12 protein-coding genes are annotated in these 16,024 nt (G+C 73.0%); 5 read left to right on the top strand and 7 right to left on the bottom strand.

The window, feature by feature from the left end; translation table 11 throughout:
- Positions 1–57 precede the first annotated feature (57 nt).
- Positions 58–915, bottom strand: a complete 858-nt coding sequence (locus AB0435_RS21755; protein WP_366427740.1) for a hypothetical protein — start codon at positions 913–915, stop codon at positions 58–60.
- 241 nt (positions 916–1,156) lie between these two features.
- On the opposite strand from AB0435_RS21755, the gene AB0435_RS21750 reads away from it, so the two are divergent.
- Positions 1,157–2,374 (top strand): amino acid deaminase/aldolase, encoded by a 1,218-nt coding sequence (locus AB0435_RS21750; RefSeq protein ID WP_366003160.1) that lies wholly within the window; start codon positions 1,157–1,159, stop codon positions 2,372–2,374.
- 280 nt (positions 2,375–2,654) lie between these two features.
- On the opposite strand, the gene AB0435_RS21745 is transcribed toward AB0435_RS21750, so the two are convergent.
- The 4 genes from AB0435_RS21745 to AB0435_RS21730 all read right to left on the bottom strand — a co-directional run bounded on the left by AB0435_RS21745 (position 2,655) and on the right by AB0435_RS21730 (position 7,539).
- Positions 2,655–3,929: a haloacid dehalogenase-like hydrolase gene (locus tag AB0435_RS21745; protein ID WP_366003159.1), complete on the bottom strand. Its 1,275-nt coding sequence runs from the start codon at positions 3,927–3,929 to the stop codon at positions 2,655–2,657.
- 88 nt (positions 3,930–4,017) lie between these two features.
- A complete protein-coding gene (locus tag AB0435_RS21740; protein ID WP_366003158.1) occupies positions 4,018–4,803 on the bottom strand; it encodes a 3-oxoacyl-ACP reductase in 786 nt (261 codons plus the stop codon).
- Entirely contained in the window at positions 4,800–6,161 is a 1,362-nt protein-coding gene (locus AB0435_RS21735; RefSeq protein ID WP_366427739.1) for an aldehyde dehydrogenase family protein, read from the bottom strand. The genes AB0435_RS21740 and AB0435_RS21735 overlap by 4 nt, the downstream gene beginning before the upstream one ends.
- A gap of 10 nt (positions 6,162–6,171) precedes the next feature.
- The gene (locus tag AB0435_RS21730) at positions 6,172–7,539 is read right to left on the bottom strand and encodes a glutamine synthetase family protein (protein ID WP_366427738.1); all 1,368 of its coding nucleotides are present in this window, start codon (positions 7,537–7,539) and stop codon (positions 6,172–6,174) included.
- A gap of 74 nt (positions 7,540–7,613) precedes the next feature.
- Between AB0435_RS21730 and AB0435_RS21725 the strand changes: the two genes are divergently transcribed.
- From AB0435_RS21725 to AB0435_RS21715, 3 genes are all read left to right on the top strand, one after another.
- The gene (locus AB0435_RS21725; RefSeq protein ID WP_366427737.1) at positions 7,614–8,315 is read left to right on the top strand and encodes an FCD domain-containing protein; all 702 of its coding nucleotides are present in this window, start codon (positions 7,614–7,616) and stop codon (positions 8,313–8,315) included.
- A gap of 133 nt (positions 8,316–8,448) precedes the next feature.
- Complete coding sequence (gene eat / locus AB0435_RS21720; RefSeq protein ID WP_366427736.1) at positions 8,449–9,903, top strand: ethanolamine permease; 1,455 nt, start codon at positions 8,449–8,451, stop codon at positions 9,901–9,903.
- 87 nt (positions 9,904–9,990) lie between these two features.
- Positions 9,991–10,719 carry a gamma-glutamyl-gamma-aminobutyrate hydrolase family protein gene (locus tag AB0435_RS21715; RefSeq protein ID WP_366427735.1) on the top strand — a complete coding sequence of 243 codons (729 nt, stop codon included), beginning with the start codon at positions 9,991–9,993 and terminating at the stop codon, positions 10,717–10,719.
- Positions 10,720–10,726: 7 nt separating this feature from the next.
- On the opposite strand, the gene AB0435_RS21710 is transcribed toward AB0435_RS21715, so the two are convergent.
- Together AB0435_RS21710 and AB0435_RS21705 are read right to left on the bottom strand one after the other, a co-directional pair.
- Positions 10,727–12,739: a serine/threonine-protein kinase gene (locus AB0435_RS21710; RefSeq protein WP_366427734.1), complete on the bottom strand. Its 2,013-nt coding sequence runs from the start codon at positions 12,737–12,739 to the stop codon at positions 10,727–10,729.
- A 51-nt stretch (positions 12,740–12,790) separates the two neighbouring features.
- Positions 12,791–14,800 (bottom strand): serine/threonine-protein kinase, encoded by a 2,010-nt coding sequence (locus tag AB0435_RS21705; protein WP_366003150.1) that lies wholly within the window; start codon positions 14,798–14,800, stop codon positions 12,791–12,793.
- A 234-nt stretch (positions 14,801–15,034) separates the two neighbouring features.
- Here AB0435_RS21705 and AB0435_RS21700 point away from each other — a divergent pair, with 234 nt between their 5' ends.
- Positions 15,035–15,934 carry an RNA polymerase sigma-70 factor gene (locus tag AB0435_RS21700; protein WP_366003149.1) on the top strand — a complete coding sequence of 300 codons (900 nt, stop codon included), beginning with the start codon at positions 15,035–15,037 and terminating at the stop codon, positions 15,932–15,934.
- Positions 15,935–16,024 lie beyond the last annotated feature (90 nt).

Below are 16,024 nucleotides of genomic sequence, written 5' to 3'. Positions count from 1 at the left end.
CGACGGCACAGGCGAAGGCCGCGGTGAGGCGGCTGCCCGCGGTACGGGTGAACGCCCTCACTTCCGGGCCCCCTTGTCCGCGCCGCCGCCCCGTACCACCTGCTGGAGCTCGCGTTCCAGGCGGTCCGCCAGCGCCGTCGCGTCGTGCCCGAGCCCGGCCTGGGCCGGGGGCGTGGTGGCTCCGGGGGCGACCGCCTCCGCGGCCGGCTGCGGGGGTGTGCCCGTGCGGGCGTCCGCGAAGCCGGACACCGCGTAGACGACGGCGGGCAGGTCGGTCAGGACGCTGATCTGCCAGCTGGCGCGCTGCGCGTCACCGAAGTGTTCGGCGGCGGTGCCCCCGGGGGCGTACGGGCGGGGCATCAGATCGGCGCGCCTGTCGAGCCGTTCGTCGGAGAAGCGCTTGCGCAGGGCACGCATGCCGGTGCCGTCGGCGGCGGTGACCAGGAGGCCGACGGTGGTCACGCGGGTGGCGGTCGCGTCGGTGTACGTGGCGCGGAGCAGCCGCTCGCAGCCCACGGGGGCGAGCGCCTTCGCGAGGAGGGTGTCGAAGGCGCCCGCGCAGTCGCTCTCGGGGGCGACGCCGACGCGGGTCCAGTCGCGGGCCGCTCCCCCGGGGCCCGCGAGGTCGGCGTGGAGCCTGCGGGGGAAGAGGCTGTCGACGGGGAGGGTGTGCCAGAGGGCGCGGCCGCGTTCGAAGGCGCGCTCCGCGGCGGACTGCCGTCCCGACGCGCTCGTCAGCCAACTCCCCGCCACCGAACCGACGATGAGGCCGATGCCGAGGACCAGGCAGGTGGCGGCCGCGGCCGTCCTGCGGGCGGACGTCCTGGGCGGCTCCGCGCCGGCGGTCGCGGGCTCGGCCGGTGCGGGCGGCGGCGTGGCCGGGCACGGTGGGTACGGCAGGCGGGGCCGGGGCACGGACGGCGCCGGTCCACCGCCGGGCCTGGCGCGTACCGGGAGCTCGTTCAGGGTGGGATTCGGGCGCACCCCTGTCGGAGGTGGCTCCGCTTCCGTAGTCAACCTGCGCTCTCCCCCTCGCGAGCCCGCTCGCCGGTTCCTGTCCGGACGCCCCGTCACTCTACGGGGCGGGCGGCGGGCTCGGCCATCGCCGTCGTCCGGCCCCTGTTCAGGGGCGAACTCCCTCTGGCAAGCTGCGCGCATGTCGCCTCGTGTCGCCGGTTCACCCGCCGATCGGGCCCGTTACGACCGGGCCACCGCCGCTCTCGACGCACCGTTGGCGGTGGTCGACCTCCAGGCGTTCGACGCCAACGCCCGGGATCTGGTCCGCCGGGCGGGCGGCAAGCCGGTGCGGGTGGCGAGCAAGTCGGTGCGCTGCCGGGCCCTGTTGGAGCGGGTGCTGGCGCGGGACGGTTTCTCGGGGGTGATGAGCTTCTCGCTCGCGGAGTCGCTGTGGCTGGCGCGGTCGGGGTTCCCGGACGTTCTGCTGGCGTATCCGTCGGCGGACCGGGCGGGCTTCGCCGAGCTGACCTCGGACGCCGAGCTGGCGGCCGCGGTCACGGTGGTCGTGGACGATCCGGCGCAGCTCGCGCTGATCGACGCGGCACGCCCCGGAGGCGGGCGGTCCGAGGAGATCCGGGTCTGCCTGGAGATGGACACGTCGCTGCGGCTGCTCGGCGGCCGGGTGCGGATCGGCGCGCTGCGTTCGCCGTTGCGCGATCCGGTGCGGCTGGCGGAGGTGGCGCGGGCGATCGGCCGGCGGCCCGGCTTCCGGCTGGTGGGGCTGATGGCGTACGAGGCGCATGTGGCGGGCGTGGGCGACGCGGTGGCGGGCCGGCCGCTGCGGTCCCGGGCCGTACGCCTGATGCAGTCGGTGGCCCGCAAGGAGCTCGCGGCGCGCCGGGCGGAGGCGGTGCGGGCCGTACGGGCGGTGGCGGAGCTGGAGTTCGTCAACGGCGGTGGCACGGGGAGCGTGGCGTCCACCGCGGCGGAGGACGCGGTGACGGAGGTGGCCGCGGGGTCGGGGTTGTTCGTGCCGGGCCTGTTCGACCACTACAGCTCGTTCCGGGGCCGCCCGGCGGCGCTGTTCGCGCTGCCGGTGGTGCGGCGCCCGGGGCCGGGTGTGGTGACCGTGGCGGGCGGCGGCTATCCGGCGTCGGGCGCGGCGGGCCGGGACCGGCTGCCCGTACCCTGCCTCCCGGCGGGCCTGCGCCACGACGCGCGCGAGGGCGCGGGCGAGGTGCAGACCCCACTGCTCGGGCACCCGGCCGGCGACCTGCTGGTCGGCGACAAGGTGTGGTTCCGCCACGCGAAGGCGGGCGAACTGTGCGAACGCTTCGAGGCGCTGCGCCTGATCGACGGCGACCGGGTTGCCCGGACGGTCCCGACGTATCGGGGCGAGGGCCAGACGTTTCTGTGACGGCGGCGGCCGGGCTATTTCTTCCCCAGCCCCGCCCCTTCCCGAACTGGGGCGCGTGCCCCAGACCCCCGGCTGCGGGTCCGTTGCCGCCTGCGGCGGAGAGCGCCCTGCGGGCGCGGCCTCAAACGCCGGCCGGGCTGATTTTGGCTGATGTGGGTGCGCAATTCAGCCCGTCCGGCGTTTGAGGACACTCGGCGAAGCCGGGTTGGGGTCTGGGGTCTCCCCGGTTTCGGGAAGGGGCGGGGTGGGGAACAAAGCCCCCGCCAAGACCAGCCGTCGGCTAGGACGCCAGATCCACCTGATCCGGAATGACCGACCCGTCCGCCCGCCGCACAGGCGCCTGGCTGCCGTCGTCGTTCGTGGCGCCCACCGTGGAGCACGGGTACGTGCCCGACTTGCGCGGCATCGGGTCGATGAACATCGGGTTGGCGACCCAGCGGCCGTCCGCGTCGTCGAAGGCGCGGCACATCAGCTCGGCCTTGTTGCGGTTGATCGCGACGTGGGCGCCGGTGGCGTCGTTCACGAAGGTCACGTCGGTGTCCGCGTCACCCGCGCCGAGGGCGATGCGGTGCGCCGGGTCCTGCTGCTTCCAGGCGGCCGCGCCCTTGATCTTGAAGATCTCCTGGTTGATCATGCAGCGCTTGCCGTCCATGTACGGCAGGGCCCCGCCGGGGCCGTCCGCGACGCCGCCGCAGCCCTTGATGCCGGTGGTGAGGCGGCCGTGGCGGTCGAGGACGTTGCGGATGCCGATGGTGTGCTTCCGGTCGAGACCGACGCCGCCCGACCACGCCTCGGCGATCGGCTCGGAGGAGGCGGAGACGATGTAGACGTCGAAGCCCGCGGCCTTCAGCGTGCGGATCAGGTCCTTCTGCTGGTCGTAGTAGCGGATGTAGCCGGCGATGCTGTGCGTGCCGACGGTCTGCTTGCGACCGATGGGCGCGGCGAGCTGCTCGGCGCGTGCCTGCTCGGCGTACGCGGTGAGGGTGGCGGGCGTCCGGCCGGCGAAGAGCTGGGGTATCCAGGCGTAGGCGGGCACGGTGCGGCGGTGGTTCCACTCGCCCGCGAAGGCGGCCTCGCCGGCCATGGTCCGCGACTTCTCGCGGATCTCGAAGATCTCGTCGGCGCAGGCGGTGTTCTTCGAGGTGGGCAGCGGGCGGCCGGCGGGCACTGCGGTGCCGCACGCCTTGGTCAGGGCGCGGTCGGCGGCCGGGGTCAGCCAGGCGGAGGTGTCGCGCCAGCTCTTGGGCCGCAGGATCTTGTCGTGGTTCAGAGCCCAGGCGAGCGTGGCGTCCGTGATGTCGTTCTTGACGACGGTGTTGTCCCAGTCGAAGGCGGCGACGGGGCGGGGGCCGCCCTTGCCGGAGCAGGTGCCCCGCTCGTCGATCATCTTCTGGAGCTTGGCGCGGTTGTCACCGAACCAGGTCAGCTTCTTGTCGAGCTGGGGGCACTTCGCGGTGGGACGGGCCGCGTGGGCGGGCGCCGCCTGGGCGGGCACCGAGGAGACGAGGGCCGCGGCGGCCAGGAGGCCGACGACGATGGCGGGCTTCTTGCGCATGCGTTCTCTTACGTACGTGGGGGCAGGACACGCGACGGGACCGGACGATGAGTAGGAACAGCCCGGTCCCGTCGTTCGATCATGGACTTTACAGCGGCGTTACATAGGCACCCGCGATGCCACCGTCCACGAGGAATTCGGCGGCGTTGACGAAGGAGGAGTCGTCGCTGGCGAGGAAGGCGACGGCGGCGGCGATCTCCTCGGGCTCGGCGAAGCGGCCCACGGGCACGTGGACCAGGCGGCGCGCGGCGCGCTCCGGGTCCTTGGCGAAGAGCTCCTTCAGGAGCGGGGTGTTCACCGGGCCCGGGCAGAGGGCGTTGACGCGGATTCCCTCGCGGGCGAACTGCACGCCCAGTTCGCGGGACATGGCCAGCACGCCGCCCTTGGAGGCGGTGTAGCTGATCTGCGAGGTGGCGGCGCCCATCACGGCCACGAAGGAGGCGGTGTTGATGACGGAGCCCTTGCCCTGCCGCTGCATGTAGGGCAGCGCGGCCTTGCAGCAGAGGTAGACGGAGGTGAGGTTGACCTCCTGGACGCGCTTCCAGGCGTCGAGGCCTGTGGTGAGGATGGAGTCGTCGTCGGGCGGGGAGATCCCGGCGTTGTTGAAGGCGACGTCGACCGAGCCGTAGGTGTCGTACGCGGTCTTGAACAGCGCCTCGACCTGCTCCGGGTCGGTGACGTCGACCTGCACGAAGAGCCCGCCGACCTCCTCGGCTGCGGCCTTGCCCGCGCTCTCGGAGATGTCCGCGCAGACGACGTTCGCGCCCTCGGAGGCGAGCCGCCGGGCGGTGGCGAGACCGATGCCGCTGCCGGCTCCGGTGATCACGGCGGTGCGGCCGACGAGGCGGCGGCAGACGGGGTTCTGGTCGGTCACAGGGTCTCCTCGGTGCTGATGAACACGTTCTTGGTCTCGGTGAACGCGGCGAGCGCGCCGGGGCCGAGTTCGCGGCCCAGGCCGGACTGTTTGAAGCCCCCGAAGGGGGTCCAGTAGCGGACGCTGCTGTGGGAGTTGACGGAGAGGTTGCCCGCGGCGACGGCGCGGGAGACGCGGATCGCCCGGCCGACGTCCCGGGTCCAGATCGATCCGGACAGCCCGTAGTCGGTGGCGTTGGCGAGCCGCACCGCCTCGGCCTCGTCCTCGAAGGGGATGACGACGGCGACCGGGCCGAAGATCTCCTCCGCGGCCAGGCGGTCGTCCGGGGCGGACTCCAGCACGGTGGCGGGGTACCAGAAGCCCTTGCCCGCCGGGGCCTCGCCGCGGATGGCGGCCGGGGCGTCCTCGCGGACGTAGGACCGTACGCGCTCCCGGTGCACGGCGGAGATCAGCGGGCCCATCCGCGTGGCGGGGTCCGTCGGGTCGCCGACGGTGAAGGCGCGCACCGCGGGCTCCAGCAGCTCCATGAAGCGGTCGTAGACACCGCGCTGGACGAGGATGCGGCTGCGGGCGCAGCAGTCCTGGCCGGTGTTGTCGAGGAAGGAGCCGGGGGCGGCCGCGGCGGCCCGCTCGATGTCGGCGTCGGCGAAGACGATGTTGGGGTTCTTGCCGCCGAGTTCGAGGGTCACGCGCTTCACGCCGGCGGCGCACTTGGCCATGATCTGCTTGCCGACGGCGGTGGAGCCGGTGAAGACGACCTTGGCGACGCCGGGGTGCTCGACGAGGGCGTTGCCCGCGACGGGCCCGTCGCCGGGGAGCACTTGGAAGAGGCCCTCGGGCAGGCCGGCTTCCAGGGCGAGTCCGGCGAGCCGCAGGGCGGTGAGCGGGGTGGTCTCGGCGGGTTTGAGGAGTACGGCGTTGCCCGCCGCGAGCGCGGGGGCGAAGCCCCAGGCCGCGATGGGCATCGGGAAGTTCCACGGGGCGATGACGGCGACGACGCCGAGCGGCTCGTGGAAGGTGACGTTCAGGCCCCCGGCGACGGGGATCTGGCTGCCGTTGAGGCGTTCGACGCCGGAGGCCGCGTAGTCGAGCAGGTCGCGGGCGTTGCCCGCTTCCCAGCGGGCGTTGCCCACGGGGTGCCCGGCCTCGCGGACCTCCAGCTGCGCCAGCTCCTCCAGGTGGGAGTCGACCGCGGCGGCGAAGCGGCGCAGGTGGCGGGCGCGCTCGCCGGGGGCGAGGGCCGCCCAGCCGGCCTGCGCCCGCGCGGCCCGCTTGACGGCGGCGTCGACGTCCCGCGGTGTGGAGGCGGGGACGGTGGCGACGATCTCTTCGGTCGCGGGGTTGATGATCTCGTGCAACGCGATGTCCTTACATGCGCTCGAAGGAACGGAACCGCTCCCAGTCCGTGACGGCGGTGTCGTACGCCTCCTGTTCGACGCGGGCCATGTGGAGGTAGTGCTCCACGACCTCGTCGCCGAACGCGGCCCGCGCTATGGGGCTCTCCTCCCACAGCCGCGCGGCCTCGCGCAGCGAGGTGGGCACGTGGGCGGCGTCCCCGGCGTAGGCGTTGCCCGTACAGGGCTCGGGCAGCTCCAGCTCCTGCTCGATGCCGTGGAGGCCGGCGGCGACCATGCCCGCGACGGCGAGGTAGGGGTTCACGTCGCCGCCGGGCAGGCGGTTCTCGAAGCGGTGCGAGGGGCCGTGGCCGACGACGCGCAGGGCGCAGGTGCGGTTGTCCGGCCCCCAGGCGACGGCGGTGGGGGCGAAGGAGCCGGGGCGGAAGCGCTTGTAGGAGTTGATGTTCGGCGCGTAGAGCAGGGTGAAGTCCCGCAGGGCGGCGAGCTGTCCGGCGAGGAAGTGCCGCATCGTCCTCGACATGCCGTACGGGCCGTCGGCGTCGGCGAGCACGGGCCGTCCGGCCTCGTCGCGCAGCGAGAGGTGGATGTGGCAGGAATTGCCCTCGCGCTCGTCGTACTTCGCCATGAAGGTGAGCGCCATGCCCTCCTGGGAGGCGATCTCCTTGGCGCCCGTCTTGTAGACGGAGTGCTGGTCGCAGGTGGTGAGCGCGTCGTCGTAGACGAACACGATCTCGTGCTGGCCGAGGTTGCACTCGCCCTTGGCGGACTCGACGGTGAGCCCCGCGCCGGCCATCTCGTTGCGGATGCGGCGCAGCAGCGGCTCGACGCGGCCGGTGCCGAGGACGGAGTAGTCGGCGTTGTACTGGTTGGCGGGGGTCATGCCACGGTAGGCGCGGCCCCAGGCCTCCTCGTAGGTGTCCTTGAAGACCATGAACTCCAGCTCGGTGCCCGCGTACGCGCTCCAGCCGTGCTCGGCGAGCCGGTCGAGCTGGCCGCGCAGGATCTGCCGCGGGGAGGCGAGGACGGGCGAGCCGTCGTGCCAGGCGAGGTCGGCGGTGACGAGCGCGGTGCCGGGGTGCCAGGGGGCGCGGCGCAGGGTGGCGGGGTCGGCGTGCATGGCGAAGTCGCCGTAGCCGCGCTCCCACGACGACATGGCGTAGCCGGGCACGGTGTTGAGGTCGACGTCGACGGCGAGGAGGTAGTTGCAGCCCTCGGTGCCGTGGTCGAGGACCTGGTCGAGGAAGTACGGGGCGGCGAACCGCTTGCCCTGGAGCCTTCCCTGCATGTCGGTGAAGGCGAGGACGACGGTGTCGATCTCCCCGGCGTCCACGAGCCTGCGCAGCTCCTCGACGGCGAGCGGGGGCGTGCGGTCTGCCACGGTGTTGCCTCCTGTCGGTCCGGCCGGGAGGTCTTAAGGTAGGCCCGTAGACCATTGATTGGGAAGGGGTCCCGATGGACGGGAGTTCAGCGGACCGGCTGGCACCGGTGCTGCGGCCGGTCCGCGCGGGCAACGGCTTCGAGGAGGCACTGGAGCAGATACTCCAGATCGTCCGCCTGGGGCTGGTGCCTGAGGGGGAACGGCTCCCCTCCGAGCGCGAGTTGGCGGAGCGGCTGCACATCAGCCGGGTCACGCTGCGCGAGGCACTGAAGGTGCTCCAGGACCAGGGGCTGGTGGAGAGCAGGCGCGGGCGGTACGGGGGGACGTTCGTCCGCGCCCGCACGGCCGCCTCCACGAAGGTGGACGTCGACGTCGAGGACACGCTGCGGTTCCGGGAGGTGCTGGAGGTGGGCGCGGCGGGGCTGTGCGCCGCCCATGGCCTGGACGAGGAGCAGGCGGCCCGGCTGCGGACGGCGCTGGACGCCACGCACGACGCGCCCCTCGCCGAATACCGGCGCCTGGACACGCTGTTCCATCTGACGCTCGCGGAGCTGTCGGGGTCGCCGACGCTGGCCGCGCAGTACGCGGCGGTGCGGGCGACGGTCAATGAGCTGCTGGACCGCATCCCGCTGCTGGTCCGCAACCTGGAGCATTCGCAGCTGCAGCACACGGCGCTGGTGGATGCGGTCCTGTCCGGGGAGGCGGAGGCTGCGCGCGAGGTGATGCGCGAGCATTGCTGTGGCACGGCGGCGCTGCTGCGGGGGTTTCTGTCATAGGCGGGGCACGCGCCTCGACCCTCCGCGCCTGCGGCCCCCGTAACCAGCCTTTTACGCCAGAGGGTTGCCATACCCGCCACGCGCCAGCAAAGGTATGGCGCAAAACCTTTACCCCCCGAGGGCAGGAGCGGCCATGGCAGATCGCACGGAGACACCCCCCGCCCCACCCACCACCGCCCCCCACGACGCCTATCTGGAGAAGCGCACCCTGCGCCGCGGCAGCGCCGGCCCCCTCCTGCTGACCGGCCTGGGCGTGGCGTACGTCGTCTCCGGCGACTACTCCGGCTGGAACTTCGGCCTCGCGCACGGCGGTTTCGGCGGGCTCGCCGTCGCCGTCGCCCTGATGGGCCTGATGTACACCTGCATGGTCTTCGCGCTCGCCGAGCTGGCCTCCGTGCTGCCCACGGCGGGCGGCGGCTACGGCTTCGCGCGCCGCGCGCTGGGCCCCTGGGGCGGCTTCCTCACCGGGACGGCCATCCTCATCGAGTACGTCCTCGCGCCGGCCGCGATCTCCGTCTTCATCGGCGACTATGTCGAGTCGCTGCACCTCTTCGGGCTCACCTCCTCCTGGCCGGTCTATCTGGCCTGCTTCGTGGTCTTCATCGGCATCCACCTGTGGGGCGTGGGCGAGGCGCTGAAGTTCAGCTTCGTGGTGACGGGGATAGCGGTCGCCGCGCTGCTGATCTTCGCGGTGGGGGCATTCACGGACTTCGACGCGGGGCGGCTGCACGACATCCCCGTCGACCACGGCGCCTTCGGCGCCTCGTCGTGGCTGCCGTTCGGGGTGCTGGGCATCTGGGCGTCGTTCCCGTTCGGCATGTGGTTCTTCCTCGGCGTCGAGGGCGTGCCGCTGGCCGCCGAGGAGACGAAGGACCCGGCGCGCTCGCTGCCGAAGGCGATGGCCACCTCCATGGGCATCCTGCTGGTCCTGGCGCTGGGCACCTTCCTCGCCGCGACCGGCGCGGGCGGCGCCGACGCCATGAAGGACGCGGGCAACCCGCTGGTCGCGGCCCTCCAGAGCGACGGGCACCCGACCGCGCTCGGCCGCATCGTCAACTACGCCGGACTCGCGGGCCTGGTGGCCTCCTTCTTCTCCCTCATCTACGCCGGATCCCGGCAGCTCTTCGCCCTCTCCCGCGCCGGCTACCTCCCCCGCCTCCTCTCCCTCACCAGCCGCCGCAAAGCCCCCTACCTCGGGCTGCTGGTCCCCGGCGCGCTCGGCTTCACCCTCGCCGCGGCCACCGGCGACGGCGCGCGCATGCTCAACGTCGCGGTCTTCGGCGCCACGATCTCGTACGCCCTGATGTCCCTCTCCCACGTCGTGCTGCGCCGCCGCGAGCCGGGGCTGGAGCGGCCGTACCGCACGCCGGGCGGCGTGGTGACCTCGGCGGTGGCCTTCGTGCTCGCGTGCGCGGCCCTGGTGGCGACGTTCCTGGTGGACACGGCGGCCGCGATGATCGCACTGGGCGTCTACGCGGTCGCCGCCGCGTACTTCGCCCTCTACAGCAGGCACCGGCTGGTGGCGAACGCGCCGGAGGAGGAGTTCGCGGCACTCGCCGCGGCCGAGGCCGAGCTCGCGCGCGGCTGACACACGGGCTGGCACACGGGCTGACACATGGCTGGCCTATGACTGACCTATGGCTGACCTATGGCTGACACGGAAGGACAAGCACACATGGACGCACAGCCGTTGATCGGCATCACCACCTACCTCGCGCGGGCCCGCTGGGGCGTCGCGTGGGACACATCGGCCGCCCTGCTCCCCGCCGCGTACGGGGAGCACGTCCAGCGCGCGGGCGGCCTGGCCGTCCTGCTCCCGCCGGACGACCCGGCGACGGCACGGGCCGTGGTCCGGCGCCTGGACGGCCTGGTCCTGGCGGGCGGCGACGACCTGGACCCGGCGCTGTACGGACAGGAGCCGCACCCCCGCGCGGGAGCCCCCGTCCCGGAGCGCGACCGCTGGGAACTGGCCCTGCTCGCCGAGGCGTTGCGGCAGGAGCTGCCCGTGCTCGGCGTCTGCCGAGGCTTGCAGCTGATGAACGTGCACGCGGGAGGCACGCTCGTGCAGCACCTGCCGGACGCGGTCGGCCACGAGGGCCACAACCCGGCCGCCGGCGCCTTCTCCGACCATCTGGTCAAGCCGGTCCCGTCAACGCGCCTGGGCGAGCTGCTGCCCGAGCCGTGCGACGTGGCGACGCACCACCATCAGAGCGTGGACCGGCTGGGCGAGGGCCTGGTGGTCTCGGCGTACGCGGAGGACGGCACGGTCGAGGCGCTGGAGTACGAGGGCCGCGCGGCCTTCGCCCTGGGGGTCCAGTGGCATCCGGAGGTGCGGTCGGACCTGCGGTTGGCCCGCGCCCTGGTGGCGGCTTCCCGGGGGCCGAACAGCACGGACCGCCGCTGAACGACCCTCAAGGAACGTCCCAGAGGCGGACGGTGCCGCTTTCGAGTCCCGCCGCGAGGGTCTTGCCGTCCGGGCTGAACGCCAGCTGCTGGATGGCCTTGCCGTCGGTGAAGGTGGCGGTGGGCGAGCCCGAGGCCGTGTCCCACACGAAGGCGGTGCCGTCCCTGTCGGCGCTGGCCAGCAACCGGCTGCCGGGGTGGAACGCGAGCGCCAGGATCTCGGCCTTGTGGCGGTCCAGGGCAGCCATGTCCTTGCGGGTACCGGTGTTCCACAGCCGCACCGTGTGATCCGTCTGCACGGCGGCCAGGATCTGCCCGTCCGGACTGAACACCGCGAGCTTCCAGATCTTGTTCTTGCCGTCGCCGCCGACGGTGGCCGCGACCTGATCGGCGGGCATCTGCCGTATTTGGAAGGGGTCACCGGCGGCCAGCAGCGTGCCGTCCGGGCTGAACGCCGCCGGCCCGGTCTTCGAGTCCTCGTGGACGGCGAGGGTGCGGCCCGAGGGCACGTCCCACACGTACAGCCCCTTGGCGCTGCTCGCGGCCAGCGTCCTGCCGTCCGGGCTGAGGCCGACGGAGTCGAGGAAGCCGTCCTGGAGTTGGTAGGACGTGGACCCGGTGAAGGTGGCGCCGGCACGGCCGGTGGCCACGTCGTACAGCTGGATCTTGTTCTCGACCGCCCTGGCCAGGAGTCCGAGGTCCCGGCTGAACACGTTGGGCTGGCTGTAGCTGGCGATGTCGATGTGCGTGACGGTGCTGTCCCGGGTGGACATGTCCCATCGCCAGATCGTGCCGTCCGGGCTGGAGACGGCCAGCGTCCTGCCGTCCGGGCTGAAGGCGAGGCCCTCGGCGCCGTCGGGGCCCTTGAGGGAGTTGCCGTCGTCCTGGAGCAGCAGGAGGGGGACCCCGACCGCGGCGGCCGCGCCGACCGCGAGGCCGCCGAAGATCAGCGCGCGCCGTGACACGCGCCGCGCGGCCGGTTGTGGGGCGGCCGGTTGTGGGGCGGGCGGCATCGGCGCGTGCGGCGGCGCGGGCGGCATCGGCGTGGCGGGCGTTGCCAGGGCGGGGCCCGTCTGAGTAACGGCGTACGGATTCACGCCCGGGTCGAGCACCGTCGCGGCCCGCGTCTGCCGGGCGGCGGGCGGGGGCGGTGTGTGCCGCGCCGGGGTCAGGACCACTGTCTGCTCGGGCCGGGCCGGAGGGAGGGCCGTCCCGCTCGCGGGGGCTCCCGCGAAGCGGGCGGGGAGGCCGGCGACGGCGGGCCGGTCGGCCGGGTCCTTGGCCAGGCAGGAGGTCAGGAGGCGCAGCAGCTCGCCGTCGAGGCCGTCGAGCGCGGGCGGTTCGTCCAGGATCCGCTGGACGACGTCCAGGAGGGTGGGTGCGTCGAAGGGGCTGCGGCCGGTGGCGGCGAAGGCCAGGACCGAGCCGAGCGCGAACACGTCACTGGCGGGCCCGGCCCGGTCGGCGCGTATCTGCTCCGGCGACATGTAGGAGTAGGTACCGATGACCGCGCCGGTGGCGGTGAGTGAACTGGCGTCCACGGCACGGGCGATGCCGAAGTCGATGATGCGGGGTCCGTCGTCGGCGAGGATGACGTTGCCGGGCTTGAGATCGCGGTGGACGAGGCCGCACTTGTGGATCGCCGCGAGCCCTTCGGCGAGGCCCGCGCCGAGGCGCAGGACGGCCTCGGGGTCGAGGGGCCCGCGATCGGTGACGACCTGCTGCAGCGTCGGGCCGGGGATGTACGCGGTGACGAGCCAGGGAGAGGGGGCGTCGGGGTCGGCGTCGACGAGCTGGGCGGTGTGGAAGCCGCCGACCTGGCGCGCGGCGTCGACCTCACGGGCGAAGCGGGCCCGGAACTGCGGGGTGGCGGCCAGTTCGGGCCGGATCACCTTCACGGCGACCTTGCGGCCGCCGGGCGAGGTGGCGAGGTAGACGTGCCCCATGCCGCCCGCTCCCAGCCGGCCGTCCAGCCGATAGGGGCCGACCCGCTGGGGATCGTCGGGCCACAACGCGTCCATGTTTACCGTCCGTTGAAAAGGGTGGGGGTGTCCGCCGGGGAGGCGGAGGCGCTAGGGGAGCTTCCAGAGCTGGATCGAGACGGCGGACTCCTCGGTCGCGCCGACCTGGTTGAGAGCGGCCGCGAGAGTGCTGCCGTCCGGGCTGAAGGCCAGCGACGAGATCGAGGTGTCCATCCTGGACTTGGGCATGGTGCCGGTCAGGGTCGTGGTGACCCGCCCGGTGGAGAGGTCCCAGAGGCTGACGGTCTTGCCGGTGTCGTCCTGGGTGTTGGCCTCGCGAACGCCTCCGGCACCCGCGATCACCGCCTTGCCCGGGCGGTACGCCGCCGTCTGGAGGTAGGGGTGGTCGTCGGTGAGCGTCGCGGTATGCCGCTCACCGGCCAGGTCCCACAGGTGGACGCCGGGGCCGGCGGCGGCCACGGCCTTGCCGTCCGGGCTGAACATCACCGAGTTGAAGTGGTCCTTCCCCTCGGTGGTGAGGGTCTTGAGGTGGCGGCCGGTGTCGGCGGTCCACAGCCAGATCCTGCCGCCCGCGGCCTCGGAGGCCACGGTGGCCACGGTCTTGCCGTCCGGGCTGAACGCGATGTGGTTCATGCTGCCGGTTTGTCCGGTGAGGGTGGCGAAGACGCGACCGGTGGACGGCGTCATGAGCTCGACCCGTCCGGCGACGCCCACGGCGAGCACCCCGCCGTCCGGGCTGGACGCCAGGCAGTTGACGTAGTCGTTCTGGCCGTCGTACCTGGTGACGACGCTCATCGGCCTGCCGGTGCGCAGGTCCCAGCGCCGCAGCGTCTTGTCGAAGCCACCGGAGTACAGGGTCCGGCCGTCCGGGGTGAAGGCCAGGGACATGACGTTGCTGGTGTGCCCCTGGTACGTCGTGAGCGCGCGGCCGGTGGCGACGTCCCACAGCCGCACCGTGTTGTCGTAGCTGCCGCTGGCCAGGGTCGTGCCGTCCGGGGCGAAGGCGAGGCACTCGATCTCGGAGGTGTGGCCGCTGAGGCGCGTGACGGGCTTGGTGGGGTCCGCGTCCGTGCCGGATCCCCGCCAGAGGAAGTACGCGGGGACGGCGGCCGCCGCCGTCGCGGTGGCCGCTATCCCGCCGAACAGCAGCGTGCGCCGGGGAAGCGCCTTGGCCTTGGCGGGGACGGCGGGTGCGGTGGTGGGCGAGGCCGCGGGCGAGATGGTGGGCGAGGTGGTGGACCCGGCGCCCGGTGCGGTGGGCAGGTCGTCGAACGCGACGGCGGGCGGGGCGCCGGCGCCGGTGACCGAGAGGCGGGTCAGGACGTCGGCGGTGGAGGGGCGGCCGACGGGGTCCTTGGCCAGGCACGCGGTGACCAGGTCGCGCAGGCCGCCGAAGAGGCCGTCGAGCCGGGGAGGTTCGCTGGTGACCCGGTGGACGATGGCCGGCACGGTCGTCGCGTCGAAGGGGCTGCGGCCGGTGGCGGCGAAGGCCAGGACCGAGCCGAGCGCGAACACGTCACTGGCGGGCCCGGCCCGGTCGGCACGTATCTGCTCCGGCGACATATAGGCGTACGTGCCCATGACCGTGCCGGTGCGGGTCATCGTCTCGGCGCCCTGGTCGTGCGCGATGCCGAAGTCGATGATGCGGGGTCCGTCGTCGGCGAGGATGACGTTGCCGGGCTTGAGGTCGCGGTGCACGAGGCCGCACTTGTGGATCGCCGCGAGCCCCTCCACCAGGCCCGCGCCGAGGCGGAGAACGGCCTCGGCGTCGAGGGGCCCGCGCTCGGCGACGACCTGCTGCAGCGTCGGACCGGGGATGTACGCGGTGACGAGCCACGGGGATTCGGCGTCCGGGTCGGCGTCGACCACCTGGGCGGTGTGGAAACCGCCGACCTGGCGCGCGGCATCCACCTCACGGGCGAAACGGGCCCGGAACTGCGCAGTGGCCGCCAGTTCGGGCCGGATCACCTTCACCGCGACCTTGCGACCGCCCGGCGAAGTGGCGAGGTAGACCTGGCCCATGCCGCCCGCACCCAGCCGGCCCTCCAGTTGGTACGGGCCGACACGCCGGGGGTCTCCGGGGCCCAGGGGCTCGACCATGCGCTACTCGAATCTGCCAGGGATTGCGGGCGGTATCACGGACGGCATTGAACCATGATCCCGCACACCAGGACGACGGGATCGATATCTCGTCCGCGTCGGCTCCAGGGTCCGCCGAAGGCTCGGCCGTGACCGTACCGGTTGGCCTCCGCCCGGAGGTGCGGCCGGACCTGCGGGGTACCCGGGGAGCGGCGCGCCGCTGTGTGCGGCACGGCACTCTGGCAGGCTGAGGGCGTGACGACAGTGACAGGACCCGGCCCGATCGAAGAGTTCGAGCGTCAGCGTCCGCGGATGTTCGGGCTCGCGTACCGCATGCTCGGCTCCGCCGACGAGGCGCAGGACATCGTGCAGGACGCCTATCTGCGGTTCAGCGCCACCGAGCCCGGTTCCGTCGGGTACGTGGGCGCCTGGCTCGCCAAGGTCGTCACGAACCTCTGTCTCAACCGCCTCACCTCGGCCCGTGCGCGGCGGGAGCAGTATGCGGGCCCCTGGCTGCCCGAACCCGTCCTGACCTCGGACGGCGCGCTCGGCCCGTTGAAGTCGGCCGAGCTCCGGGACTCGGTGTCCTGTGCCCTGCTCGTCCTGCTGGAGCGGCTGACGCCGACGGAGCGTGCGGTGTACGTGCTGCGGGAGGCGTTCGCGTACGGGTACCGGGAGATCGCCGGGGTGCTGGATCTGGGTGAGGCCAACTGCCGCCAGCTGTACCGGCGTGCGGTGGGCCGGATCGCACTGCCCGAGGCGCGGTTCGAGCCGTCGGAGCAGGTTCGTCACGAGCTGGTGGAGGCGTTCGTCGGGGCGGCCCGCGAGGGCGACATGGCGGGCCTGGAGAAGCTCCTCGCCGCCGATGTGATGTGGTGGAGCGACGGCGGCGGCAAGGTCACGGCCGCGCGCAGGCCCGTCGAGGGGCGCGAGAAGGTCCTGCGGTTCCTGGTCGGCGGGGCGGAGCGCTTCGCGGCGGGCATGGAGTTCACGGTCGCCGAGGTCAACGGGGCGCTCGCGCTGGTGGCGTGGCTGGGGACCACGGTCGTCGGGATCGTGTCGTTCGAGGTGCGCGGCGGCGTCATCGTGGCGGCACGGGCCGTAATGAACCCGGACAAACTTGACTTTGTGGGCTGCCAGCTCGCGTCCACCTGAAACTCTTTCCCGCGGCTGTCACATTTCCGCGGGCTCGTCGGTTCCCAGCTGATGACGGGCGTTCCACGAGGGAGCGCCCCGCGTCCGAAG

The sequence above is a fragment of the Streptomyces sp. NPDC051173 genome, from assembly GCF_040689515.1.
Classification (GTDB): Bacteria; Actinomycetota; Actinomycetes; order Streptomycetales; family Streptomycetaceae; genus Streptomyces.
The sequence above is the reverse complement of the archived record's forward strand: the minus strand, read 5'-3'. Positions and strand labels throughout refer to the sequence as shown.